Annotated in this window: 25 protein-coding genes; 13 read left to right on the top strand and 12 right to left on the bottom strand. The window is 67.0% G+C overall.

The window, feature by feature from the left end; all coding sequences use genetic code 11:
* Positions 1 to 135 precede the first annotated feature (135 nt).
* Complete coding sequence (locus tag AB0L82_RS38545) at positions 136 to 840, top strand: flavodoxin family protein (protein WP_364648531.1); 705 nt, start codon at positions 136 to 138, stop codon at positions 838 to 840.
* A 25-nt stretch (positions 841 to 865) separates the two neighbouring features.
* Here the strand turns inward: AB0L82_RS38545 and AB0L82_RS38550 are convergent, their stop codons facing one another.
* Positions 866 to 1,486 (bottom strand): isochorismatase family protein, encoded by a 621-nt coding sequence (locus AB0L82_RS38550; protein WP_364648534.1) that lies wholly within the window; start codon positions 1,484 to 1,486, stop codon positions 866 to 868.
* Between the two features lie 11 nt (positions 1,487 to 1,497).
* Positions 1,498 to 2,712, bottom strand: coding sequence for a CoA transferase (locus AB0L82_RS38555; protein ID WP_364648537.1), 1,215 nt, complete (start codon positions 2,710 to 2,712; stop codon positions 1,498 to 1,500).
* 78 nt (positions 2,713 to 2,790) lie between these two features.
* Here AB0L82_RS38555 and AB0L82_RS38560 point away from each other — a divergent pair, with 78 nt between their 5' ends.
* A complete protein-coding gene (locus AB0L82_RS38560; RefSeq protein WP_364648540.1) occupies positions 2,791 to 3,681 on the top strand; it encodes a hydroxymethylglutaryl-CoA lyase in 891 nt (296 codons plus the stop codon).
* Between the two features lie 51 nt (positions 3,682 to 3,732).
* Here the strand turns inward: AB0L82_RS38560 and AB0L82_RS38565 are convergent, their stop codons facing one another.
* The 4 genes from AB0L82_RS38565 to AB0L82_RS38580 all read right to left on the bottom strand — a co-directional run bounded on the left by AB0L82_RS38565 (position 3,733) and on the right by AB0L82_RS38580 (position 8,321).
* A complete protein-coding gene (locus AB0L82_RS38565) occupies positions 3,733 to 4,704 on the bottom strand; it encodes a hypothetical protein (RefSeq protein WP_364648543.1) in 972 nt (323 codons plus the stop codon).
* A 190-nt stretch (positions 4,705 to 4,894) separates the two neighbouring features.
* The gene (locus AB0L82_RS38570) at positions 4,895 to 6,322 is read right to left on the bottom strand and encodes an MmgE/PrpD family protein (RefSeq protein WP_364648547.1); all 1,428 of its coding nucleotides are present in this window, start codon (positions 6,320 to 6,322) and stop codon (positions 4,895 to 4,897) included.
* Complete coding sequence (locus tag AB0L82_RS38575) at positions 6,319 to 7,137, bottom strand: cyclase family protein (protein WP_364648550.1); 819 nt, start codon at positions 7,135 to 7,137, stop codon at positions 6,319 to 6,321. The genes AB0L82_RS38570 and AB0L82_RS38575 overlap by 4 nt, the downstream gene beginning before the upstream one ends.
* On the bottom strand, positions 7,134 to 8,321 hold the full coding sequence (locus AB0L82_RS38580) for a CoA transferase (protein WP_364648553.1): 1,188 nt from the start codon (positions 8,319 to 8,321) through the stop codon (positions 7,134 to 7,136). Before AB0L82_RS38580 ends, AB0L82_RS38575 begins: the two co-directional genes overlap by 4 nt.
* 139 nt (positions 8,322 to 8,460) lie before the next feature.
* Here AB0L82_RS38580 and AB0L82_RS38585 point away from each other — a divergent pair, with 139 nt between their 5' ends.
* Entirely contained in the window at positions 8,461 to 9,951 is a 1,491-nt protein-coding gene (locus AB0L82_RS38585) for a dihydroorotase family protein (RefSeq protein WP_364648556.1), read from the top strand.
* 97 nt (positions 9,952 to 10,048) lie between these two features.
* Here the strand turns inward: AB0L82_RS38585 and AB0L82_RS38590 are convergent, their stop codons facing one another.
* Complete coding sequence (locus AB0L82_RS38590; RefSeq protein ID WP_364648559.1) at positions 10,049 to 10,618, bottom strand: MarR family winged helix-turn-helix transcriptional regulator; 570 nt, start codon at positions 10,616 to 10,618, stop codon at positions 10,049 to 10,051.
* Positions 10,619 to 10,706: 88 nt separating this feature from the next.
* Between AB0L82_RS38590 and AB0L82_RS38595 the strand changes: the two genes are divergently transcribed.
* From AB0L82_RS38595 to AB0L82_RS38610, 4 genes are all read left to right on the top strand, one after another.
* Positions 10,707 to 12,788: an MMPL family transporter gene (locus tag AB0L82_RS38595; protein ID WP_364648561.1), complete on the top strand. Its 2,082-nt coding sequence runs from the start codon at positions 10,707 to 10,709 to the stop codon at positions 12,786 to 12,788.
* Positions 12,789 to 12,840: 52 nt separating this feature from the next.
* Positions 12,841 to 13,446: a lipocalin family protein gene (locus tag AB0L82_RS38600; protein WP_364648565.1), complete on the top strand. Its 606-nt coding sequence runs from the start codon at positions 12,841 to 12,843 to the stop codon at positions 13,444 to 13,446.
* A 280-nt stretch (positions 13,447 to 13,726) separates the two neighbouring features.
* On the top strand, positions 13,727 to 14,029 hold the full coding sequence (locus AB0L82_RS38605; RefSeq protein ID WP_364648568.1) for a DUF6342 family protein: 303 nt from the start codon (positions 13,727 to 13,729) through the stop codon (positions 14,027 to 14,029).
* Positions 14,030 to 14,142: 113 nt separating this feature from the next.
* The gene (locus AB0L82_RS38610) at positions 14,143 to 15,462 is read left to right on the top strand and encodes a deoxyribodipyrimidine photo-lyase (protein ID WP_364648571.1); all 1,320 of its coding nucleotides are present in this window, start codon (positions 14,143 to 14,145) and stop codon (positions 15,460 to 15,462) included.
* Between the two features lie 7 nt (positions 15,463 to 15,469).
* Here AB0L82_RS38610 and AB0L82_RS38615 read toward each other — a convergent pair whose 3' ends face one another.
* Positions 15,470 to 16,420: an SDR family NAD(P)-dependent oxidoreductase gene (locus AB0L82_RS38615; RefSeq protein WP_364648574.1), complete on the bottom strand. Its 951-nt coding sequence runs from the start codon at positions 16,418 to 16,420 to the stop codon at positions 15,470 to 15,472.
* 198 nt (positions 16,421 to 16,618) lie between these two features.
* Here AB0L82_RS38615 and AB0L82_RS38620 point away from each other — a divergent pair, with 198 nt between their 5' ends.
* Positions 16,619 to 17,017, top strand: coding sequence for a hypothetical protein (locus tag AB0L82_RS38620; RefSeq protein ID WP_364648577.1), 399 nt, complete (start codon positions 16,619 to 16,621; stop codon positions 17,015 to 17,017).
* Positions 17,014 to 17,886 carry a MerR family transcriptional regulator gene (locus AB0L82_RS38625; protein WP_364648580.1) on the top strand — a complete coding sequence of 291 codons (873 nt, stop codon included), beginning with the start codon at positions 17,014 to 17,016 and terminating at the stop codon, positions 17,884 to 17,886. The genes AB0L82_RS38620 and AB0L82_RS38625 overlap by 4 nt, the downstream gene beginning before the upstream one ends.
* A 58-nt stretch (positions 17,887 to 17,944) precedes the next feature.
* Here AB0L82_RS38625 and AB0L82_RS38630 read toward each other — a convergent pair whose 3' ends face one another.
* The gene (locus tag AB0L82_RS38630) at positions 17,945 to 18,814 is read right to left on the bottom strand and encodes a MerR family transcriptional regulator (protein ID WP_364648583.1); all 870 of its coding nucleotides are present in this window, start codon (positions 18,812 to 18,814) and stop codon (positions 17,945 to 17,947) included.
* Between the two features lie 40 nt (positions 18,815 to 18,854).
* On the opposite strand from AB0L82_RS38630, the gene AB0L82_RS38635 reads away from it, so the two are divergent.
* Complete coding sequence (locus tag AB0L82_RS38635) at positions 18,855 to 20,312, top strand: SDR family oxidoreductase (RefSeq protein WP_364648586.1); 1,458 nt, start codon at positions 18,855 to 18,857, stop codon at positions 20,310 to 20,312.
* 51 nt (positions 20,313 to 20,363) lie between these two features.
* On the opposite strand, the gene AB0L82_RS38640 is transcribed toward AB0L82_RS38635, so the two are convergent.
* Positions 20,364 to 20,705, bottom strand: a complete 342-nt coding sequence (locus AB0L82_RS38640; RefSeq protein ID WP_364648589.1) for a MerR family transcriptional regulator — start codon at positions 20,703 to 20,705, stop codon at positions 20,364 to 20,366.
* A 150-nt stretch (positions 20,706 to 20,855) separates the two neighbouring features.
* On the opposite strand from AB0L82_RS38640, the gene AB0L82_RS38645 reads away from it, so the two are divergent.
* Positions 20,856 to 21,617, top strand: coding sequence for a PAS and ANTAR domain-containing protein (locus AB0L82_RS38645; protein ID WP_364648592.1), 762 nt, complete (start codon positions 20,856 to 20,858; stop codon positions 21,615 to 21,617).
* Between the two features lie 139 nt (positions 21,618 to 21,756).
* A complete protein-coding gene (locus AB0L82_RS38650) occupies positions 21,757 to 21,909 on the top strand; it encodes a hypothetical protein (RefSeq protein WP_364648595.1) in 153 nt (50 codons plus the stop codon).
* A gap of 15 nt (positions 21,910 to 21,924) precedes the next feature.
* Here AB0L82_RS38650 and AB0L82_RS38655 read toward each other — a convergent pair whose 3' ends face one another.
* Positions 21,925 to 22,755 (bottom strand): RNA polymerase sigma factor SigF, encoded by an 831-nt coding sequence (locus AB0L82_RS38655; RefSeq protein WP_364648598.1) that lies wholly within the window; start codon positions 22,753 to 22,755, stop codon positions 21,925 to 21,927.
* Positions 22,756 to 22,960: 205 nt separating this feature from the next.
* Here AB0L82_RS38655 and AB0L82_RS38660 point away from each other — a divergent pair, with 205 nt between their 5' ends.
* Positions 22,961 to 23,536 (top strand): TetR-like C-terminal domain-containing protein, encoded by a 576-nt coding sequence (locus AB0L82_RS38660; protein WP_364648601.1) that lies wholly within the window; start codon positions 22,961 to 22,963, stop codon positions 23,534 to 23,536.
* 614 nt (positions 23,537 to 24,150) lie between these two features.
* Here AB0L82_RS38660 and AB0L82_RS38665 read toward each other — a convergent pair.
* A complete protein-coding gene (locus AB0L82_RS38665; RefSeq protein ID WP_364648604.1) occupies positions 24,151 to 24,819 on the bottom strand; it encodes a maleylpyruvate isomerase family mycothiol-dependent enzyme in 669 nt (222 codons plus the stop codon).
* Positions 24,820 to 24,828 lie beyond the last annotated feature (9 nt).

A 24,828-nucleotide genomic window follows, 5' to 3' on the forward strand; every position in this document is an offset into this window, starting at 1 on the left:
CCATCGCACAACGGCATTTTGAGCCGGGGCGGGGTCGAGAATCGCAGTGGTGACGGTGTGGGCGCGCCCTCGGTCCGGCCCCGCCCGGCTCACGCGTGACCACCCGATCGGACGACTACTGAAAGGTCCGCCGCGATGCCCGATTACAACGATCTGCGTGCTCTGTTCATCAACTGCACCCTGAAACGGTCCCCGGACCGTAGCAATACTCAGGGCCTGATCGATCTCTCGGCCCACATCATGGCGAAGAACGGCGTGGCGGTATCGCATATCCGAGCCGTCGACCACGATATCGCCACGGGTGTCTGGCCCGATATGACCGAACACGGCTGGGCGAGTGACGAATGGCCGGCCCTGCAACGGCAGGTGATGGACGCGCACATCCTGGTGCTGGCGGGACCGATTTGGCTGGGCGACAACAGTTCGGTCATGAAGCAGGTCATCGAACGGCTCTACGCCAATTCCAGTGTGCTCAACGATGCCGGGCAGTACGCCTACTACGGTCGTGTCGGCGGCTGCCTGATCACCGGCAATGAGGACGGCATCAAACACTGTGCGATGAACGTGCTCTACAGCCTGCAGCACATCGGTTACTCGATTCCGCCGCAGGCGGATGCGGGCTGGATCGGGGAGGCCGGACCGGGACCGTCGTATCTGGATCCCGGTTCCGGCGGACCCGACAACGATTTCACCAACCGCAACACCACTTTCATGACCTGGAACCTCATGCATCTGGCGCGCATCCTCGTCGACGCGGGCGGCTTTCCCGCGCACGGCAACCAGCGCAGTGAATGGGACGCCGGTTGCCGTTTCGACTTCGAGAATCCCGAGTACCGCTGACCGTTCGGCCCGGCCTCGTGCCGGGCTATCGGGTCAGGATATCCAGTGCCGCAGCCAGATTCAGGACGTCGGCGTACTTGGCGTTGAGGTCGTAGAGGTTGGCATCGTGCAGGCGGGGGTCGCGGTCGCCGCAGGCGTCGGCGACCACCAGCGGGCGGAAACCGTGCTGGAGGGCGTCGGTGGCGGTGGCTCGGACGCAGCCGCTGGTGGTCAGGCCGGTGATGAGCAGGGTGTCGATGCGGTCGGCGGTGAGGTTGGCGGCCAGCGGAGTGCCATGGAAGGCGCTGGGGTACTGCTTGGTGATGATCGATTCGCCGGGCAGTGGGGCGGGGTCATCGATGAAGTCGCCCAACGGGTTTCCCTCCTCGAAGACCGCGAGCGTCGGCACCTTGCGGCGGAACAGGCCACCCTCGGAAGTGCCGGGCCGGTAGGCCACGCGGGTGAAAATGACCGGAAAGCCTTTCGCGCGAGCGTGATTCACCAGCGTGGCCGCCGCCGCGACGGCGGATTCCACCGGTGCGCGCAGCGGCGAATCATCGTCGAGGTAGGCGGCGCAGATATCGATCACCAGCACCGCGGGGTGATCGCCCGCGCCGAGCGGTGTTCCGTATCCCGCACGGCGGGCGTCTTCGGCGAGATCCTTCACGCCCATTCCCTTCAGACCACGCCGGTGCGGGCGAGTTCGGCGAGTTGGTCCGCGTCCAGGCCGAGCAGGGTGCCGTAGACCTCGGCATTGTGCTGTCCGAGATCCGGTCCCGCGTGCCGGATCGCGCCGGGGGTGGCGCTGAGCTTGGGCACCACATTGTGCATCGGGAGATCCCCGAGTTCGGGATGGGTGATGCGCACGATCGCCTCGCGAGCCGCGAAATGCGGATCGGCGAACATATCTCGCGCGGTGTAGATGCGACCGGCCGGAACACCGGCGGTGTGCAGTCGGTCCAGCAGCGTCTCGGCCGCGACGGTGCTGGTCCAGGCGGCGATCAGATCGTCGAGTTCGGCCATCCGGGCGCCCCGCGCGGTGTGGTTCGCATACCGCGCGTCCGATGCGAGTTCGGGACGGCCCATGAGTTCGGTCAACCGGGCGAATACCGTGTCCTGGTTGGCGGCGATCAGGATCATGTCACCGCTCGCGGTGGGATAGACATTGCTGGGCGCGACATTCGGCAGCACCGAGCCGGTGCGCTCGCGCTGATATCCCGTGATCGCGTATTCCGGCAGCAGCGATTCCATCATGGCCAGCACCGCCTCGTAGATGGCCGAGTCCACCAGCTGGCCCTGACCGGTACGGGTGCGGTGATGCACCGCGACGAGGGTGCCGATGGTGGCGAAGACCGCCGCGAGCGAATCCCCGAGCGAGATGCCGGTGCGGGCGGGGGCGCGATCGGGATCGCCCGTGGTGTAGCGGATTCCGCCCATCGCTTCGCCTATGGAGCCGTATCCGGCGCGCGGTGCGTACGGTCCGGTCTGACCGTATCCGCTCACCCGGACCATGATCAGCCCCGGATTGTGTTCGCGGAGAGCGTCATAACCCAGCCCCCAGCGCTCCATGGTGCCCGGCCGGAAATTCTCGATCACGATATCGGCCTCGGCGATCAGCTCGCGCGCCAGCCGCTGCCCCTGCGGATCGCGCAGATTGCACGTCACCGATTTCTTGTTGCGCGCCACCACCGGCCACCACAGCGATTTGCCCTGTGCCTGTTCACGTCCCCACTGGCGCATGGGATCTCCCGAACCCGGGGACTCCAGTTTGATCACCTCGGCCCCGAAGTCGCCGAGCAGCTGTCCGCAGAACGGCCCGGCCAGCAACTGGCCCATTTCCACGACCCGAAGGTCTGCCAAAGGTCCTGTGGCGGTAGTGGTTTCGGGTGGCATGCGGCGGCCCCTTCCGTGGCGAGAATGGATACACTGTATCCCTGAGTGAAACAATGCGGCAAGATAGCAGGAGGAACCATGGACGTCACGGTGGTCGAGGTGGCCCCGCGGGACGGGTTGCAGAATGAGTCCGAGATCATCGCGACCGCGGCCAAGGTGCGGTTGATCGAGCGTTCGATCGAGGCCGGCCTGCGCCGTATCGAGGCGGTGAGTTTCGTGAATCCACAGCGGGTTCCGCAGATGGCCGACGCCGAAGCGGTGATGGCCGGGGTGCCCCGCATGCCCGGGGTGTCCTATGCCGGGCTCGTGTTCAACGATCGCGGTCTCGATCGAGCGCTCGCCGCGGGTGTGGACGAGATCAATGTGGTCGTGGTCGCGACCGATACCTTCAGCCGTCGCAACCAGGGCTGCACCACCCAGGAAGGCATCGACCGCTGGACCGCGCTGGCCGAGCGGGCGGCGGCGGCCGGGTTGCGCCGCACCGTCACCATCGCCGCCGCGTTCGGCTGCCCGTTCGAGGGCGAGGTGCACCCCAGCGCGGTGCTGGACCTGGTCGAGAGCGTCGCGGCGGCGCACCCGGATGAGATCGCGCTCGCCGACACCATCGGCGTCGGCACCCCCGACCGAGTGCGTGCGGCCGTGACCGGATCGATCGAGCGCGCACCCGGTATCCCACTGCGCTGCCATTTCCACAACACGCGAAATACCGGATACGCCAACGCCATTGCCGCCCTCGAGGCCGGTGCGCGCGTACTCGACGCCAGTACCGGCGGGATCGGCGGCTGCCCCTTCGCCCCGGCGGCCACCGGCAATATCGCCACCGAGGACCTTTTGTACATGCTCGACCGCATGGGTATCGGCACCGGGGTCAGCATGGAGTGGGTGAGCGCGACCGGTGTCTGGCTCGGCGAACAACTCGGCGCACCGGTGCCCGCGCTGCTGGGCAGGGCGGGCGGATTTCCCGCGTGAATCGGGACCGTTGGCCCGGCCGCACGCGGCGGCCGGGCCAACGGGTGGATTTCAGGACAAATTCTGAATGGTTCCGGCGGTGCGCAGGCTTTCGTAGTAGCCGCCGCCGGGGTAGTAGTCGGCGGTCGTGGAGCCGCTGACGAAATCGCCGGCCCACGCGACCGATAGTTTCTGCAATGCGTCGACGTTCTTGGCCTGCGGTGTGCCACAGGCAACCTTGTCGGGTGCCGGTGCGCTGGCGCCCTCGACATCGATGTGCGCGCCGCTGGTCAAGCGGACGCCCAGGAACGATCGATGGATTTGATCGAGCAGCACCTTCGAGCCCGCGCCGTCCCGGTTGCAGGTGTAAGGCGGCGCGGTGATCGCCACGATGGGCAATCCGGAGTTGTCCAGGTGATTGAGCGAGCTGCTCAGGTTATTGCCGATGAAGCTCTTCACCGGATCGAACAGGATCATCCCGCGCAGGTTCGCGAACGCGGAGGCGTAGTTCGCCCGCAATTGCTGCGCGACATACGGCACCGCCTCACCGCCGGCCGAATGGCCCGCGAACACCATGGCGGTGGGCAGGGTCAGAGCGGTGCGGCCCGCTTTGGTCTTGGCCTCGGTGAAACTGCGGCCCAGCTTGTCGTTGGCATCGGCGGCCTTGCCGAACAGGTCGGCGACATTGTGCAGGAAATCGGTGTTATTGCCGAGGTTCTCGAGCGTACAGCCGAGCAGGTTGGCGGTGGGCAGGGTCGGCGCGAACACCAAAAAGCCCTGGGCCGCGAACTTGCGGGCCGAATCGTCCATCGAGTCATTGGAACCCGCGAAGCCGTGCTGTAGCCACAGCAGTGCCTTGGGGGTGCCCGCGGGGAAGTACCAGTCGCTGCTCTGGTGCAAGGTGCTGAACGCGCAGCGGATGTCGACCTTGTTGGAGACCTTCGTGATTGCCGCGTCAGCGTGGGCGGTGGGCGCGATCAGGGCGGGGAGGATGGTTGCGGCGGCGATGGAACATAACGCGGCCAGCGCTCTTCGGATTCTCAAGGGACTTCCTTGTCTCTCATGGAGAAACACCGTTTCGTTTCTCGCGCTCCATTAGCGGTCTGAAACACGCACAAGTCAATACCTGGAAATTCTCCGTCGATACTCGAATGATGTTGTGCTGCAACAGGTCAACGCGCACACCGATGGCCCGGCAACCGGAGCGGCCGGGCTGTGGCGACAAGGTTCGGGGTTAGCCCGAGACCTCCGGTTCATTGACTTCGAGCAGTGCCAGCAGCCCCGCGAATCGGCCGGGCGCGGCCAACTCGTAGACCGCTTGGGTGATGGCGTCTGCGCGAGTGGTGGTCAACGTTCGCGCGGTGTTCAAGCGGAACTTGGTGGCGAGTTCCGTTGCCGAGAGCGGGTTTCCGGGACCACCGCGATTGACCTCCACGCGTTCGGTGAGCGTGCGCCCGTCCCGAAGCCGCGCGGTGAGCACGGCCGGGAATTGGAACGGGAAGATCTGCTCGGCGCGGGCATCGGGAACGCATTCGACCTTGGCGGCCAGGGCGAGTCGGCGTGGATCCGCCGCCATGGCGTCGGTGAAATCCTCGTGGAAGAGGCCGAGTCCGCCCCCGCCCAGCAGGGCGGCGGCCACCGTGTATGGACCGGAAAAGGCCGCGTGGTAGCCGGATTCGGGGCGGCGCTTGTGGTCGATGGGTTCGGCGATGGTGCGCAGGACAGGCGTGGGCGCGCCCAGGATCAGGCTGTCGACCTCGTCGGCGCGTACGCCGCGAGCGCGCAGGCGCAGTGCGGCGTCGATACCCGCATGGGTGAAGTGATTACAGGGATACGGCTTGAAGAAGACACCGGGCAGCTCCCAGCGCTCTCCGAGTTCGGCGGTGACGACTTCCGGCGTCGCATGATCTCCGCAAAAGGCCTGCAGCAAACCGAATCTGCCCTCGATGACCGTCGGCGGTCCGGTCAGCCCATGCCTTGCCAGTCCGGCCGCGGTGACCGCCGCGTGTGCCGCCCATCCGCAGTGCACCCGTTTCACGGTGCCGCCGGTGCGATTGGCTTCCAGCAGCCCCGAACCCATACTCGACGCGATACCGAGAGCGTGTGCGATACCGGCCGCGTCGAGGCCGTACAGCATGGCCGCCGCGGCCGCCCCGCCGACCGCGCCGCAGATGGCGGTCGCGTGCTGACCGCGTTCGAAGAACACCGAATTGCCCAGTGCCCGGTCATATCCCGCCATCCCGAGGCGCACGGTGACCTCCACGCCGACCGCGACCGCGTCCAGCAGCTCCGCGCCCGAAGCATCGGTGGCCTGGGCCACGGCCAGTGCCGTGGGGACCACGGTCGCGGAGGGATGCAGCACGGACGGCAGGTGGGTGTCATCGAAATCCATTGCGTGCGCCAGGGTTCCACCGAGCAGCGCCGCACTGGCGGCGGGAAATCCGCCGGGCTGCCCCAATGCGGTCGCCTGCGGCGTGCCCGCCCACTCCAGGACCAGCGCCCGCACCGCCGCCGCGGCGGGTGTGTGCAGTGCGGCGAAGCTGTTGCCCAGCACATCCAGGACCCGTCTGGTCGCGTCCCGGCGCAGCTCGGTGCCCACCCCGTTCAGACGTGCGGTGACCGCGAAGTCCGCGAGCCGTTCGACGATCGTCGCAGCGCTCATCGGCTCACCGCCGCGAGCGGACGCACGGGCGATCCCGTGCCGCCGACGATGCGCAGCGGTGCGAGCACGAAGACGAACTCGTGAAGCCGCTGGGCCGCAAGCGCTTCCAGCGCGAGATGTTCGAGGATGTAGATCCCGGACTCCACCAGCAGCACCCGATGCACCGGAAGCACGCTGTGCCCGGCTCCCGGCGCCAGGCATTCGTACGCGGTGGTATCGGCTCCGGTAGCGGAGATACCGTGTGCGGCAAGCCATTGCGCCCCGGCGATACCGACCCCCGGCACACCTGTCGCCGTGCCCAGATAGGTGGGTGGATCGTCGAACCCGCGCGACCATCCGGTGCGAATGAGCACCACATCGCCCGGTTCGACTCGCACCCCGGCGTATTCGGCCGCCCGCTCGAGATCGCGCACCGTCACCTCGTAGCCGCCGGGCAGGACGTCGGTGTCGTGCAACCCGGCGATATCGAGCAGGATGCCCCGGCACACGAACCCGGGCAGCTGTTCCGCGCCGTGTTCGGTGAATACCCCACCCTGCTGCGCCGCGAGGGCATCGACGCCGCCGTGCAGCATGCCGTTCTGGCTGACGTGGCTGAGCGCGTCGATATGGGTGCCCACATGTCCACCGGTGACGATGATCTCGGCGGCCGCCGATCCGCCGTCCGGGCGAATCAGATCACCGTGCCTGCGCGCCAGCGTCATTCGGAAACCGGGATGGTTCGGCGAACACGGCATCCCGGTGAAGAACGGCTGACCCAGTTCGATCAACCGGACGCCGCCCTGCACCGCGCGTACCAGCGGGTCCTGCGCGCTCATCGCACCACTCCCGCCGCGCGCAGCTCGGCCAGCGCATCGGGATCCACCCCGTAGCGTCCCAGGACCTCGGCGGTATGCGCGCCCAAAGGTGGCCCGGTCCAGCGGATTCGGCCCGGAGTGTCGGAGAGCCGGAACAGCACGTTCTGCATGCGCACCCGCCCCAGCTCCGCATCGGGCAGGTCGGCGATGGTGCCGAGCGCCCGATATTGCGGATCGTCCAGGACGTCGGCGGCGGTGTAGACGGGGGCGATGGCGGCCTCGGCGTGCTCGAAGGCTTTCACGACCTCCGCGGTATCGCGTGCGGCGATCCACGCGCCGACCGCATCGTCGAGTTCGTCAGCGTGCAAGGCTCTTTCGGCTCCCGAGCCGAACCACGGCTGTTCGATCAGATCGGGTCGCCCGACCAGGCGCAGCACCCGTTCTGCCACCGATTGCGCGCTCGTGGACACTGCCACCCAACCGCCGTCGGCGGTGCGGTAGAGATTGCGGGGAGCGTTGTTCGAGGACCGATTGCCCATCCGCGTTTGTAGCTCGCCGAGCTGGTCGTAGGCGATGAGCTGGGGGCCTAGCAGGGTGAGGATGGGTTCGATAATGGCGAGGTCGATCTGCTGACCCAGTCCGGTGCGATCCCGCGCGCGCAGTGCGGTCATGATGGCGAAAGCGGTTGCCTGCGCGGCGATTCCATCGGCCAGACCGAACGGCGGCAGCATGGGCGGTCCGTCGGGCTCGCCGGTGATGGCGGCGAATCCGCTCATCGCCTCGGCGAGCGTGCCGAATCCCGGACGCCGGGCATAGGGTCCGATCTGTCCGAAGCCGGTGACCCGGGCCAGCACCAGGCCCGGATTGATCTCGCGCAGTTCGGAATAGCCCAGGCCCCAGCGTTCCAAGGTGCCCGGACGGAAGTTCTCGACGAGGACATCCGCATCGGCCACCATGCGCCGAAAGATCTGCTGCCCCGGTGCGGACCCGAGATAGAGCGTCACCGATTTCTTACCGCGCCCCAGCATCTTCCACCACAGTCCCACGCCGTCGCGCTGCGCACCGTGGCTGCGCACCGGATCGCCGTCGGGGTGTTCGATCTTCACCACCTCCGCGCCGAAATCCGCCAGCATGGTCGCCGCCAGCGGACCGGCGAATAGCGTCGCCACATCCAGTACGCGGATTCCCGACAGTGGGCCGTCCATCGCTCAACTCCTACCCGCCGCAGCATGTTTCCCACAGCGAAACATGAAAGTGGGTGTGCGGCATTGACTGTCAGCGCATACTACTGCGATGATCGCCCAATTGGAAAAGCTGTTTCGCACAGAGAAACTGGAGTGAGCCGTGGCGACCGACCTGCTGATCCGGAACGCCCGCGTCGTGCGCCCGGGCGACCCATCCACCGACAGCCCCCCGGCGGTCGATATCGCGGTCGCGGGCGGGGCCATCACCGCGGTGGGCGCACAGCTGCCGACCTCCGGTGTGGACAATGTGATCGACGCGCGCGGGCTGCTGGCTTTTCCCGGAGTGGTTGACGCCCATCAGCATTGGGGCATCTACCAGGAGCTAGCCGCGGACACCGATACCGAGAGTCGCGCCTGTGCTCAGGGCGGTGTCACCACCTCGATCACCTATATGCGCACCGGGCGCTACTACCTCAATCGAGGCGGGGCCTACCGGGACTTCGTACCGGAGGTGCTGGCCGCGATGGCCGGACGATCCTTCGTCGACCATGCCTTGCATCTCGCGCCGATGACCGCCGAGCACATCGCCGAAATACCGTCCCTGGTCCAGGATTTCGGCATCACCTCGTTCAAGATCTTCATGTTCTACGGTGGCCACGGCCTGCACGGCCGGTCCTCGGATCAGGCCGACTTCCTGATGATCCCGCCCACCGAGCGCTACGACCTGGCGCACTTCGAATTCGTCATGCGCGCGATCCAGCGGGCCCGCGCGAGTGTGGGCAGACACCTCTCGCTATCACTGCACTGCGAGACCGCCGAGATCATGGCCGCCTATACCGAACTCGTCGAACGCGAGGGCACGCTCAGCGGTCTGCGCGCCTACAGTGCCTCGCGCCCGGCGCATTCGGAGGGCTTGGCCATCACCACCGCGTCCTACCTCGCGCACGAAACCGGGTTGGCGAATATCAATCTGCTGCATCTGTCCTCGGCCAAGGCCGTAGAGGCAGCGCTCACCATGGCCGCGGCCTTCCCGCACGTCGACTTCCGTCGCGAGGTCACCATCGGGCATCTGCTGGCCGATGTCGATACCGCACACGGCCTGGGCGGCAAGGTGAATCCGCCGTTGCGCGAGCGCGCGGATGTCGAAGCGCTGTGGCGGCATCTGCTGGCGGGGGACATCGACTGGGTCGTCAGCGATCACGCCTGTTGTCGCGACGAACAGAAATTCGGGCCCGACCGCGAGGATGTCTTCGCGGCCAAATCCGGGTTCGGCGGTGCGGAGTATCTGCTACCCGGCTTGGTGGGGGAGGGGATGCGCCGCGGACTGCCGCTCTCGCGCATCGCCGAACTCACCGCGCGCAACCCGGCGCGGCGGTACGGACTGGTCGACAAGGGTGAGATCGCGGCCGGATTCGACGCGGACATCGTGCTCGTCGATCCGGACGCACGGTGGACGGTGCGTGCGGCGGATTCCGAATCCGCCCAGGAATACACACCTTTCGAGGGATTCGAGATGCACGCGCGCGTCGACACCGTCTTTCTGCGCGGTCATCGGATCTACGGCGACGGCAAGGTGCAGGGCGATCCGCGCGGCCGCTACCTGCGGCGCGATCCCCGCGCCGACGCCCGTCGTGGAGTCGCGTCGTCCTGACGTGCGAATTCGGTCGTCGAATCGCCCGCTCGTTTCCGAAGTGCCGGGCGATCTCGATGCGGCTATGCGGGTCGCGCCGAGACGCGGATCGATGAGCTCAGCCGCGGGGAGCCTTGCCGCCGTCCGGCGCGTCTGTGGTGCCCGCGGCGCGCGGGCCGGATTCGGGACCGTTATCGAGTTCGGTGGCGAATTCGCGCAGGGCGCTCACAATCTGCACCATGGCGCGATGGGTCGTCTCCAGCTCATCCTCCGACAGCGATGACAGCGCGCTCCGCATACGAGTGGCCAGCGGCATGAAAAACGCCGCGGCCACGGCCATTCCGTGATCGGTGTAGTGCAGTTTCACGCGTCGGCGGTCGGTGGCGTCCACGGCGCGTTCGAGGTGCCCGGATTCGATCATGCGTTCCACCAGGTAGGTGATCGCCGCGGGAGAAACGCCCGCCAGGGTACCCAACTGCCCGGCGGTCAGCGGCGTGCCCTCGACCTCCGCGGTCGCCACATGAACCAGCGCGCGGAAATCATTGGGCCGCAAATCGTGTGAGCGCGCGAACGAATGACCGATCTGCTCGGAGACCGCAGCCAGTGCGCGGACATCGCGGGCGATCTCGGTTTCGAGCGCGGAACGCTCGGTCCCCGGTGGGGGCATACTCGCCGGGCGGTCGGCCACCGCTACCTCCTTCGTTGTCCTACCCAGCCTAGTGCCCCTGCGGGCTCGGTCTTTGCGCATTAGTTAAGTTTCTGAAATAGTTGCTCGCATGGGTGTATGGGATCGCTACGCGGACCTGGTCACCGGGCGCAGAGCGTGGGCCTTGCTGCTCGCGGTCGTGCTGTTCGGCGCGCTGGTCATGGGCCTGGCCGGGAGTAACGACAGTTCGGGGCAGGGGCCCAAGTCATTGCCGGACAGCGCGGAGTCCGCGCGTGTCGCCACCGCCGTCGAGCGGTTCCCGGGCGGTGACACCGCTGCCGCCGTGCTCGTGGCTAGTCGAGGCGATGGCGCGGAGCTGAGCCCCCAGGATCTCGCGGCGGTCGACGCGGCGGCGGATCGCATGCGTTCGGGTGGTGAGCGCGCACCGGCGGTGGTCTCGCCTGATCGCAAGGCCGCGTTGGTCTCGATTCCGGTCCCGGCATCGCTGAACGGGTTCGCGCTCTCGGATCGGGTTGCCGACCTGCGGGCGGCGGCGAATCGGGACGCACCGGCGCAGTTGGACTTTCAGGTGACGGGCGGTCCGGCCTTCGGGGCGGATATCGCCGAATCGTTCTCCGGGGCGAACGTGCTGCTGCTGGTGGTGACCGCGCTGGTGGTGATGGTGCTGCTCATCCTCACCTACCGCTCACCGGTGCTGTGGCTGCTGCCACTGTCGGTGGTGGCGTTCGCGGATCGAGTCGCCACCGGGGTCGGCACCGCGCTGTCGCAACTGACCGGACTCGCGTTCGACGGATCGACCAGCGGGATCACCAGTGTGCTCGTCTTCGGCGCGGGCACGAACTACGCGCTGCTGCTGGTGTCGCGCTATCGGGATGAGCTGCACCACAACGAGTCTCATCGAGACGCGCTACGCGCTGCGGTCCGCCGGGCCGCGCCCGCGATTCTGGCCAGCAATGCCACCGTGGTGATGGCGCTGCTGACCCTGCTGCTCGCCGCGCTCCCGAACACTCGCAGCCTCGGGGCCTTCGCCGCGGCGGGGTTGGTCGTGGCATTGGTGTTCGTGCTTTTCGCGCTGCCGCCGCTGCTGGCATTGTGCGGTCGAAAAGTTTTCTGGCCCTTCGTTCCCCGCCCCGATGAACGTGATGAGGCGCAGTCCGGCGTCTGGTATTCGATCGCGCGCGGGGTGGTGCGGCGACCGGTGCTCGTGGTGGTGCCGGTGCTGGCCGGACTACTGCTCTGCGCGAGCGGACTACTGGTGACCAAGGTCGGGCTCGCGCAGACCGAGCAGTTCCGCGTGCGCGCGGAATCCGTGGACGGACTGGACACCCTGGCCGCTCATTTCCCTTCCGGCACATCCGATCCCGCTATCGTGCTGGCCCGTACCGATACGCGCGCCGCGGTTCAGGCCGCACTCGACCACACCGAGGGAGTCTCACGGGCGAGCGTCAGCGGTGACTCGGGCAGCGGGCTGACTCGATGGTCGGTGGTCCTGGACGCCCCACCCGCGTCGGCCCAGGCGTTCACCACCATCGAAGCCCTGCGGTCCGAGCTGCGCGCCATCCCCGGCTCCGAGGCGATGATCGGGGGTTCCGATGCCCAGGCGCTCGATATCCGAGATTCGGCTCGGCGTGATCAATTGCTGGTCATCCCACTGATTCTCGCGGTCATCCTGCTGGTGTTGCTCGCACTGCTGCGCGCGATTCCGGCCGCGCTCATCCTGGTGGCCGTCACCGTGCTCAGTGCGCTGGCGGCGCTGGGACTGGGAAGTCTGGTGAGTGACCACGTGTTCGGCTTCCCCGCGCTCGATACCAATGTGCCCCTGTTCGGATTCCTGTTCCTGGTCGCGCTGGGCGTGGATTACACGATCTTCCTGGTCGTCCGGGCGCGCGAGGAAGCCGAGCGGCACGGGACCGTCGACGGCATGGTGCGCGCGGTCTCCTCCACCGGCGCGGTGATCACCAGCGCCGGAGTAGTGCTGGCGGCGGTCTTCTGCGTGCTCGGGGTGCTGCCCCTGATCACCCTCACCCAACTGGGCATCGTGGTCGGAATCGGCATTCTGCTCGACACGTTCGTCGTGCGCACCGTGGCGGTCCCCGCGCTGTTCGCCATTCTCGGCGACCGTATCTGGTGGCCCGGCACCCGGCATGGCGACAGGTCCGGAAAGGAGGCCGAACCCGCAGTCGCGCACTGAACGAACCTTCGAGCTCGTCGGATGAGTACACCGCTAGGTAAGGACAAGCATCATGAATCGGAACCACTTACGAGTGCTGGCAACGACTTTCGCCGCCGCCGCGGCCGTATCCGTCGCCGGAATCATGCCCGTGGCGAATGCGCAATCCGATCAACCGCAGCCGATCGCCTCACTGGATCTGAGCCGGTACCTGGGCACCTGGTACCAATTGGCCGCAATGCCACAGTATTTCAACCTGGTGTGCGCCCGCGACACCCGCGCCGAATACGCGCTGGACGCCCAGGGCGATGTGTCGGTGCACAATTCATGCACCACCTGGACCGGCGGGCCGAACGAGATTCGCGGCACCGCCACCGTGACCGACCCCGTCACCAACGCGCAACTGCACGTCAGCTTCCCCGGGGTGCCCACCCAGGAGTCGCGCTACGGGTCACCCAACTACATCGTGACCGCCCTCGGCCAGGATTACTCGTGGGCGCTGGTCACCGATCCGAATCGCCTCTCGGGTTTCGTGCTCTCGCGCACCCCCGCCCTGGACCCCGCCCAGTGGAGCGATATCCGCGCCGCGATCACCTCGGCGGGGGAGAACACCTGCTGGTACCTCACCAGCCCCACCACCGGCGGGCTCGAGACTCTCGCGCCGCTGTGCTCGGTCTGATCGGAGCGTCCTCCGATCCGTCCGTCGTTTCGGATGCGACTGGTCCGTATTCTTGAAAACACCTCACCATCAGCGGATATACAACTCGATCATGCTGAGGGATGACGAGTTGTTTTCTCTGCCAGTGATTCTCGATATCGGGCTGTGTGATGCGGCGTATGCTCGGTTGCGGCACAACGCATTTCGATCGCCCCGGAGGGTATCCCGCTCACGTAGAGAGGGACATCGGCGTTCGCATTTCGGCTCGAGGCAACCAGCTTCGAGAAGGAAAGGAAACACCATGCCCGATATCGATCTAGGTCTTGCGTCCGACTGGGAAGAGGGGGACACCCACGGCCGGGTCAAGCTGCGCGACAGCCAGGTCTACCCCAACACACCGAAGAAGGATGTGCTGATCAGTTCGCCGGTGAGCATCGAGCTCTCGGTCAATACCAATTTCAGCAGCTCCCAGGAAGCGGACAAGATCTACTTCACCACCCACATCGGCAATACCAAGAAAATCATCGCGATCCTGGACTCCAACGGAGATCTCTACGTCGCAGGGCGCGTGATTCAGGGCCAAGCCGATCTGAAATACCGGTAGTCCGAGACATCGCAACCCGGAACGGCCGACTTCTTGTATTTGGTCGGCCGCTCCGGCCTCGTGGATTCACCCGGTTGCATCGATAGTGCATCGAATAGCGCTAGGGTGGAGGTATGAGCGCATCGATCGTGCTTTTCACCCGAGACCTGCGTGTGCACGACAACCCCGCCCTGGAAGCGGCGTGCCGGGAGAGCGAGCAGGTGGTCCCACTATTCGTGTTGGACGAGGACCTGCTCGCCAAGGTTTCCGACGCGCCCAACCGGCTACGGTTCCTGTACGCCGCACTGGGGGAGCTCGACGCCGAATTGCGTTCGCGTGGTGGACGATTGGTGGTGCGGAGCGGCAATATCGTCGACGAGGTCGAGCGGCTCGCGGCGCAGGTGAAAGCCCCGAGCGTGCATATGGCCGCCGACGTCACCCGCTACAGCGTCAAGCGGGAGGCGGCGTTGCGGGAGCGGCTGTCCGGCAGCGATTGTGCGCTGCACAGTCATCCGGCCTCCATCACCGCGGTCGACACCGCCACGCTGCGGCCCGATACCGGGCGCAGTCACTACGCCATCTTCAGCCCGTATTTCCGGCGCTGGCTCGATACCCCGATGCGGCGTCCGTTGGCCCCGCCGACCGCCATTCGGGTACCGAAGGTCGCGAGCGAGCCGATTCCGGATGCCACCGCGGTCGAGGGCGGGTCGCCCGATCTCGCCCTCGGCGGGGAGAGTACCGGACGAAAACTGCTGGAGCAGTGGCTTTCCGGTCCGGTGCGCGAGTACGCCGACGTCAAAGACATCCCGTCGGTCGACGGCACCTCCGGGCTGTCGCCGTACCTGCATTTCGGTTGCCTGTCCGCGGGTGAGATCGCCTTCCGGACCGATGCGTCGGATCCGGGCGGCAATGCCTTCGTGCGGCAGGTGGCCTGGCGCGATTTCTACCATCAGGTGCTCGCGGACCGCCCCGAAGTGGCCATCGAGGACTATCGCGAGACGAACGAGCCGTGGCGCAACGATCCACACGCGGTCGCGGCCTGGCAGGCCGGGCGGACCGGAATTCCGATGGTCGACGCCGGCATGCGCCAGCTCACCGCGACCGGCTTGATGCCCGGTCGTTCCCGGCTGATCGCCGCCAGCTTCCTGGTCAAGACCATGCGCGTGGATTGGCGTATCGGGGCGGGCTATTTCGAGCAGTGGTTGGTGGACGGTGATGTGGCCAACAACCGAATGAACTGGCAGTGGATGGCCGGAACCGGCACCGATACGCGATCGAGCCGGGTGCTCAATCCGCTGCGCCAGGCCGAGCGCTTCGACCCCGAAGGCGACTATGTGCGGCGCTGGCTCCCGGAACTGGCGGATCTGCCGGGCGCGGAGATCCACAAGCCGTGGCGCGCGGGCATGCTCGCCGGGGACTATCCGCCGCCGATCGTCGAATTCAACGGTATGTGAACGGGATTCATCGCTCCGGGAGTCCGGCGACGGCCGCGCAGTAGCGCCACAGGCGCTCGCGGTCGGCGTCGGATTCACGGGTCCTGCGCAGATAATGCTCGGGCCGGGCCCGACGGTCATGCCAGAACCGCCCGGAGGGAACCTCTGTCGCGGCCAGCCAGATCGCGGTGTCCGCGCCCTCGGCCGGGGTGCGCAGCAGCGGCCGGGTCAGGGTGCGAAAGCGCGGCAGCGATGTGGCCACGCCCGGGGTGTCCACCCAGCCCGGATGCATGCCGTGCACCGAAATGCCCTCGGCCGCATAGCGATCGGAGAGCGTCGGGAGCAGTGCCACCTGCATGCGTTTGGTGCGCGCGTACGCGGTCGCACCGCGGTATTCGCCAGTCTTGTATTCGAAATCCTCGGTGGGCAGGGGCTGGGTGTACATCCCGCCGGAGGACACCAGGATCACCCGTCCGCCCGCCATGACGGGTGCGAGTCGTTCGGTCAACAGCAGCGGTCCCAGAACGTGGGTGGCCAGGCAGATCTCATGGCCCTGCGGGCTTTCCGTGCGCGCCGCGGGCAGCACGCCCGCATTGTGCACCAGCACGTCGACTCGCTCGTTCCGCTCGACGAAGTCTGCGGCGAACCGGTGCACATCGGCCAGATCGGAGATATCGCAGCGTTCGACGCCGGGCCGCGGACCGGATCCGGACGCCGCGATCTCGGCCGCCGCCTCCGCACCCCGACTCTCATCCCGTACCACCAGGGTTACCGCCGCGCCGAGCTCGGCCAGCCCGGCCGCGATGGCCTTGCCGATACCCGAGTTCGCGCCGGTGACCAGCGCGGTTCGCCCGCGCAACGCCTGCGGCGGCAGCGGCGTCCAGCCGCGACTGCGCAGCGCGTATCCGGTGCGGCCGTACCCGAGCACCACGGTGCGGTCGAGCATGTCGTCGACAACGGTGCGGACGTCAAAGGTCATTGATCAGCTCTTCCGAGGTTCGCGCGGAGTGCGGTCCGCGAGCCGATTCGAATGCGGCGCTGCGATTGCATCGAATTTGCATCGATTCAATGATAGCGTCGAAAGGAGGAACCCGGCAGCATCGAGCGCTCGACGGCGGAGGATTCATGAACTTCAACCCAGCGGGCAAATGTCGATGAACGAGTCGTGGTGCACCCGATGAACCCCGCAACTCCCGCACGGATTCTCGGGGTTCTCACCGCCGCCTACGGTGCTGCGGTCGCCGTGCGACCGGCGATACTGCTGCGCCCCACCGGTTTGGGCATCGGCGAGGAACCGGAGCTCCGCGTGCTGGCTCGGATGGTCGGGCTGCGCGATCTGGCCTCGGGGGTGGCGCTCGCGGCGGCATCGACGCCACGAGCTCGCACCATGTCCGCGCTGGTGCGCATCGCGTCCGATACCGCGGACACCGCCGTGTTCGCCCGTGCACTCGCCGGGCGCCCCGAACGCACGAAAACCCTCGCGGTGACCAGCCTGTGGGGACTGCTGAGCCTGGCCGCGATGCGCTACGAACAGCGTGGACGCGCGGAGATACGCTCGGCGGCACATCGGTCATGACCGGTGCGCCGGAGGCATCGGAGGCCGCGGAGCCGGCGGAATTCACCGTCGGCGCCGTCGCGCGCCGCCTGGGCATTCCGGTTGCCACACTGCGCAGTTGGAATCGGCGCTACGGTATCGGCCCCACCCGGCTACCGGGTCGACACCGCCATTACACCGCCGCCGATCTCGCCGCGTTGACCAGGATGGTCGAGCTGGTCCGGGCCGGTGCGAGTCCCGCCAGCGCCGCCAAGGCCGGACGTCTGGTGCTCGAGCCCGCTCCCGAACTCGGCGCGGTCGAACCGGTGGTCACCGCCGCCGAAAGCATGGACGTCGCTCGCCTGCTGCATCTGCTGGACGCGCATCTCGCCCACTACGGTGTGATCGCCACCTGGAATCGACTGTGCCGCCCCGCATTCGCGGTGATCGTCGAACATCAGCGCCAGGGCGACGGATACATCGACGTCGAGCATCTGCTGTCCTGGGCGCTCACCACCAGCCTGCATCGCTGCGTTCCCGCCGTGGCCACCCCGGGCGGGCAGGTGGATCTCGTGCTGGCCTGCACTCCCGGTGAGCAGCACGTGCTGCCACTCGAGGTGCTGCGCGCCGCGCTGGCCGACAACCGCCGCCCCGCACTGCTGCTGGGCGCGAATGTGCCCACTACCGCTCTCGGACAAGCACTCTCGCGATACCCCCTCCCGCCGACGGTGCTGCTGTGGTCGCAATCGGCCCGGACCGCCTCGGTTGCCTCGGTACACGCGGCCGAGCTCGCTCGGTGTGCTGTCCTGCTGGCGGGCCCCGGCTGGGCGGAGTCGGCGTCCGTCCCCGACCGGCACATTCTGCGCAGCCTGGAGGAAGCGGTCGAGGTGTTGTGTGGTGACTCCTCGTGATCCCGACCGGATCTCGCCGATGACGCGGGAGTGCGTATGCCCTCGCATGAGGGCCGGGCTACACGCGGGCAGGTTGGTCTTCCCGTGCACCCAATTGTGCGAGCGCCTCGACCAGGGTGGCGACCCGGAGCGCCGATTCGGGCAGGAGCAGGCCATCCCAGCCCGGGCCGCCGACATGGACTCGCGCACCGGCGTCGGCGCAGATACGCACCGCGGAGGTGAGCGCGGTCGCCTCCTGTTGCGACCACAGCAGCACCGTGGCCGGTGCGGGCAGTCGATTCAGCGTGTCGGACAGGGCGATCGAGGGCACGTCGGGCCCGAGCATGCGCGCGCCCATACCCCGTTCGGCCAGCGCGGCGCGCAGCACTTCCAAGGGCAGCGAATGGGTTTCGCCACTGGTGCAGGCCAGCACGATCGGCGCGGACTCATCGATCGCCACGGGCGCCACCGCGCGATGCAGGGCCGTCACCACACACCAGGACAGCAGATGCTCCACATCCACACAGCCCTCACCGTCGAGCTGACGGCCCACGATGCCCGCGAACACCGGACGGCACAGGCGATCCCAGGTATCGACTACCCCGTACTCGCGCAGATGATTCTCCAGCAGCGCGCACGCGGTACTCGAATCCAGCGCGAAGGCCGCCGCCAGCAGCGTCGCCTCATCACCGAACGACAGCACCGGCCCGCGTACGGCCTCGGCAGCCGCCGCGGGAGTCGATCCCGCCCGGATGAGCTCCACCATTCGCGTGAGCACGGCGATATCGCGCTCGGAGTACAGACGGTGCCGTCCGGGCCGATCCTGACGCGGCCCGATCCCGTAGCGTCGATTCCAGCTGCGCAGCGTCGCGGTGGGTATGTCCAGCTTTTCCGCGACCGCGCGCACAGAGAGCTCGGTCTGTTCGGGCGCGGACATCGGGCGGTGCATGTCTTGATTGTGCCTGTTCGCCACCGAGAGGAGTGATCGCATGCGATGCGTGGTATTCGGAGCCACCGGCTACATCGGCGGCAGACTGGTGCCGGAGTTGCTGGCAGCCGGTCATGAGGTGCGACTGTTCGCCCGGGACCCGGGCAAACTCGATGACGCGCCCTGGCGGGACCGTGTCGAGGTGGTCCAGGGTGATGTCACCCGCGCCGAGGACGTCCGAGCCGCCGTGGCGGACCAGGAGGTTCTCTACTATCTGGTGCACTCGCTGACCCGGCACGATTTCGCCGATATCGATCGCGACGCGGCGCGGATCGTCGCCGCCGAGGCCGACCGCGCCGAACTCGCCCGGATCGTCTACCTGGGCGGGATCACCCCGGCCGGGCAAAACCTGTCCCGGCATCTGGCCTCGCGTGCCGAGGTCGGTCAGATCTTCCTGGATTGCGCCACCCCGGCGGTGGTGCTGCGGGCGGCGGTCATCATCGGTTCGGGCTCGGCCAGTTTCGAGATGCTGCGCTATCTCACCGAGCGGTTGCCGGTGATGGTGACACCGCGCTGGGTGCGCAACCGCATTCAGCCCATCGCGGTGCGTGATGTCATCTACTACCTGACCGCCGCCGCCGAGCTACCGCGAACGGTCAACGACGCCTTCGATATCGGCGGTCCGGACGTGCTCACCTACCTGGGCATGATGCGCGGCTACAGCGAGGTCGCCGAACTGCCGCACCGGCTGATCATGCCGGTCCCGGTGCTGACACCGTGGCTGTCGGCGCAATGGGTGAATCTGGTGACCCCGGTGCCCCGGTCGATCGCGGTACCGCTGATGGAATCGCTGGTCAACGATGTCGTCTGCGCCGATCATCGTATCGCGCAATGGATTCCCGATCCGCCCGGCGGTCTCACGCCGTATCCGCGCGCGGTGAGCCTGGCGCTGGAACGGATTCGAACCCTGGACGTCCTGACCCGCTGGTCCGATGCCAGCCCCTCGGACGCACCGTCGAACCCGCTGCCGACCGATCCGGAATGGTCCGGCGGTTCGGCGTATTCCGATGTCCGCGAACAGGATTCCACCGCCGATCCGGCGACCCTGTGGTCGGTGCTGGAATCGATCGGCGGTGTCAACGGCTGGTACTCGTTCCCCCTGGCCTGGGCTTTGCGTGGCTGGATCGATCGCCTGGTGGGCGGTGCGGGTCTGCGGCGCGGCCGGCGGCATCCGAATCTGCTGCGCGAGGGCGACGCCCTGGATTGGTGGCGCGTGGAAAGCCTCGAGCGTGGCCATCGCCTGTTGCTGCGCGCGGAAATGCGCGTACCCGGGCGCGCATGGCTGGAATTGACCGTCACCCCACGGGTGGGCGGCGGCTCACACTACCGCCAGCGTGCGCTGTTCGAACCGCACGGATTGGCCGGGCATCTCTACTGGCACGCCATTGCGCCGTTTCATGCCGTCATCTTCGGCGGCATGGTTCGAAACATCACCGGTGCCGCCGAAAAGCCCGAGTAAACAGCCGAAATAGGTTGCGCTGGACCGGGTGCCGGTCCGGTCGCCCATCGTTCAGTTGCCGCCGCGAAGACGCTGGTTGTCTTCCTCCAGGCGGTCGTTATGCGCCCGCAGATCGGTATTGGTGTCTTCCAGTTCGAGAATGCGCGCGATCGCGGACAGGTTCACGCCCTCATCCGCCAGCGCGGTGATGCGTTGCAGCACGGCCAGATCGTCGCCGCTGTAGCGCCGGGTACCGCCGGGGCTGCGTGCGGGGGTGAGTAGTCCGTGCTGTTCGTAGAGCCGCAGGGTCTGCACGCTGATGCCCGCGAGCTCGGCCGCGACCGAGATGCTGTACACACCGCGGCTACCGGCGGGCAGATGTGGCTCCTGCGGGGTCGTCTCAGGGTGGGGCAATGCGAATCCTCCATGCTGTGCGCGAGAAACTCTCGTCGGCGGGCTTGTGTTTTCATCGTAGCGGGATTACAAAATCTATACCTATCGACACAGATATTGTGCGATCCGCGGAAGATAAACACTGACAGCTTCGAACAAGGAGGACAACCGATGACGCGCGAGCGGAACCCGGGCACCACGGGCGCGCACGAGGTATTTCTCCGGCACCGCGCTCCCGCGGCGGGGCCTACGAGCACCGATCCCAAGACCACACACGCCGGTGCGCACGCACCGGACCGGGCGGCGCCTTCGCATGCGGGTCCGGTGACCGGGAGTTTCCGATTCTGGTTCGAATCGCAGCGCTGGGAGTGGTCCCCGGAGCTGTACCGCATGCACGGCTACCGCCCCGGCGAGATCGAGCCGACCACGGAATTGCTACTGGCGCACAAACATCCGGAGGATCGCGAACATGTCGCCGCCGCGATCGCGCGATCGATCGATCAGGGTGCGCCGTTCTCCAGTCGGCACCGGTTCATGGACCGGGACGGGCGCGAACATACGGTCATGGTCGTTGCCGATCGCATCTTCGATGACGACGACACCCCGGTCGGTACATCCGGCTTCTACATCGATCTCAGCGAAACCCTGGCCGCCGCAGCGCGTTCCACTCTCGATGAGCGCCTGCCGGAGATGCTGGAGGCGCGCGCGACGATCGAGCAGGCCAAGGGCGTGCTGATGCGGATGTACCGGATCAACTCGGATCAGGCATTTCGGGTGCTGACCTGGCGTTCGCAGGAGACCAACGTGAAACTGCGGGTGCTGGCCGAACAGCTCATCGAGGAACTGCCCGGCCTGCCACCCGAGGTGCCCTCGACCGTGGCGGTCTTCGATCACGCTCTGCTCACCCTGCACGAGCGCGTGCCGGCGCATTAGCGCGCGGTAGCCGACGCTCGAAATTTCCCGGCCCGGAGAGGTTCTCGCGGGGGCGGGCTCTTGACTTTCCCGGTGGGAAAGTGGATCGTTACTTTCCTAGTGGGAAAGTGAGCCCGCGCCTACCGAACAGGAGTCCGACATGGGAATCTTCCGCAAGACGAAGCGCGATCCCGAACCGGCGACCGAGCAGAAATCCTCGACCGAGCAGCAGCAATCCGATCAGGACGCCAAACGCCGCCGGCGGCGTCGCCTCTTGGGCGGCGCGTACACCGGCGGCTGGAGTGGCAGCTGACCGACCGAGTTCGGCTCAGGCGCTTCGCGCGTACTCGGCCGGACCGAGGGCTTGCTCGCGCAATTCGGTCAATGTCTTGGTAAGGATGCGCGACACCTGCATCTGCGAGATGTTCAACCGCGCGGCGATCTGTGCCTGAGTGCGATTCTCGAAGAAGCGCCACACCAGAATCTGGCGTTCGCGCTCGGGCAGCGCCGCGAGCAACGGCCGCACCGCCATCGCGTCCTCGAGCAGTCGATAGCTCGGCTCCTCGCTTCCGAGGGTTTCCGCGATCGGCGCCGGGCCGGACTCCTCATCCCCGCGGGGGGTGTCGAGCGAGCTGGTCTGGTACGCATTGCGCGCGATCATCGCCTGGGTGACCTCCACCAGGTCGACATCGAGCTCGGCGGCGATTTCCCGGGCCGTGGGCATGCGACCGAGCCGCTGCGACAACGCCTCGGTCACCGGTCCCAGCTGTTGCTGCAATTCCTTGGCCCGGCGCGGCACCCGCACCGCCCAGGTGTGGTCCCGGAAGTACCGGCGCACCTCACCCATGATCGTGGGCACCGCGAACGACAGGAAGGTGGTGCCGCGCGAGACATCGAAGCGATCCACGGCCTGCACCAATCCCAAACGGGCGATTTGGTTCAGGTCGTCGAACGACTCGCCGCGTCCGGTGAAGCGGCGCGCGATATGCACGGCCAGCGGCAGGCAGGCTTCGATGATCTGATCGCGCTTGTGTGCGCGCCGCGGGTCGTCGGCCGGGAACTCGGCCAGCTCCTGGAACAGGGGTTCGATATCGTCATAGCTGTCCCCGGCTCCATGAGACTGCCGGGATGCTTCGGTGGGAAGTATTGCCTCGGACATGGCGATTCCTCTTTCAAAGTTGGCCGACTGGCCGAGTGCTACCCCGGTGATCGAACCTCAAACAGGATGCGCGAGATTCGTTTCCGGATACCCGGCGAGTCGGCCGTGTCGGCCCCTCTGTCGTATGAACAGATGCGAGACTAGACCGTCTCGTAAACCGGTGAGCGCAACGGTCAGGACGGGGATGCCGCAGAGTCGTCGGAGCATGGGCAGGCCGCGAGATGATCGTCTCGACAGCGCGCTATTGCGGGCTGCTCAGGAGTTGCTGGCGGAGGTTGGATACGACCGGCTGAGCATGGAAGCGGTCGCGGCGCGTGCCGGAGCGGGGAAGGCGGCCGCGTACCGGCGGTGGAAGGGCAAAGCCGAACTGGTGGTCGACGCGGTGCGAACCCTGGAGTGGAAGGCTGAAGCCCCCGACATCGGGACACTGCGCGGCGACCTCCTCGCACTGGCGCGAGTTTTCTTGGAGCGCAACACTTTACGTGATGAGGTGCTGGCGGGCATGGCCACCGCGATGGCAAAGGACGCCGCCATCCGCGCGGCGATCACCGAGGCCGTAGACCAGCCTCGTCACGATGCCTTCGCCGCCATCCTCGCCAATGCCCATCGGCGCGGGGAGATCGCCCGCCCCGACGGCTGGGAGTATGTGCGGGATATTTTCCCGGCCATGATGTTTCATCGTGTGGCGGTCCTCGGCCGGCCGCTCGATGAGGATTTCGTCCTGCATCTGATCGACGACATCACCATCCCGCTGCTGACTATGCCGTCCACTCCGCGGTAGCTGCCGACCGCGCCGCGGTCCCGGGGATTTCGCCGATAGTGATCTGTCTCACGATGTGAATTCGTCGCCTTCTTGGGCTGCCGCCGACCGGGGCGATGTCCGAATCGGCTCGGCGAAAGCGGCCCTTGCGCGAGCGTTGTCGCGAGCCGATCCGGTTGCCAACCGAACACCTCGAACCCATCCTGGATACGGAACCGCACCGTATCGGTTCAGAGGACGAGGTAACAGGGTGGGACATCGTCATGAGTGCTCTACGTGTGCTAACGCCGGAGACGGCATCGATATCGGCAGGCCCCGGGGACGAACAATCCTTCATCCTCATGCACTGCCCGAACTGTCCACGTGAATACCACTTTCCGCAGGACCTTCCGCCGGGCGGCCGGATCCGCGCGAACCCCGACCGCTCGATAGACATCCTCGACGCGGTCGGCAACGTTGTGTCCCACACGAACCCGCCCTGGGCTTACGACGCTCTGGGCCGGCCGGTCCCCACTCGCTACGAGACCGACGGCCACGTGATTGTCCAGCACCTCATGCCCGATGCCAGCGACACATATCCCATTCAGGCTGATGCCGCCGCCGTCCCCGTCGCTGGGCTGGGATCCGCGGGCGAATCAGCCCGCCGTAGAGCGTGACACACGTGCGGTAAGTACCTGCACCCCATCGCCTTCGAGTTCGCCGAGGGCGGCGGCGCGACCTGCCAGGCTCATCGCGATCGCCTCGCCGGGTCCGCGCACTTCGGGACCTTGCCCGTACTGCCAGTCCATGTCGTCGGCGATCAGGCGCAGATCCCGCATGCGTCGTGTCGCGCCCGCGAACGGGTCGGGATTGTCGAGGACGGCGCGCAGACGCTCCGGGGGGATCACCCGCTCGCGACCCAGTGGGCGGCGGATGTCCTGATGGTGAATCACCAGGTCCACCAAGGAAAGTCGGGGGAGCACGGTCGCGCCCAGTCCGGCGTCGATCGAGGATTCGACGCGGTCGATCAGCTCGTCGGTCGACCAGGTCGCCGCTCGCCGCACCTGAATGTCGTTGAGCCGGTGCAGGGATAGGCGCGCTTTCGTGGCATCGCCGAGATAGGTCGCGACCGGCATGGAGTCGTGCAGCAGATGCGCCACGACATCGCGCACTCGCCATCCAGCGCACAACGATGGCGTTTCCCACTCCGGCGGTGACAGGGTGCGCAGCAGCGCGGCCAGATCCGTGCGTTCGGCGCGAATGAGCGGGCGCAGGTCGAAGCCGCCGAACAGCGCGTACGGTGACGTTCGAACCGAGTTCGTCATTGGCGAAGC

The sequence above is a fragment of the Nocardia sp. NPDC052001 genome, assembly GCF_040680615.1.
In the GTDB taxonomy this organism is placed as follows: domain Bacteria; phylum Actinomycetota; class Actinomycetes; order Mycobacteriales; family Mycobacteriaceae; genus Nocardia.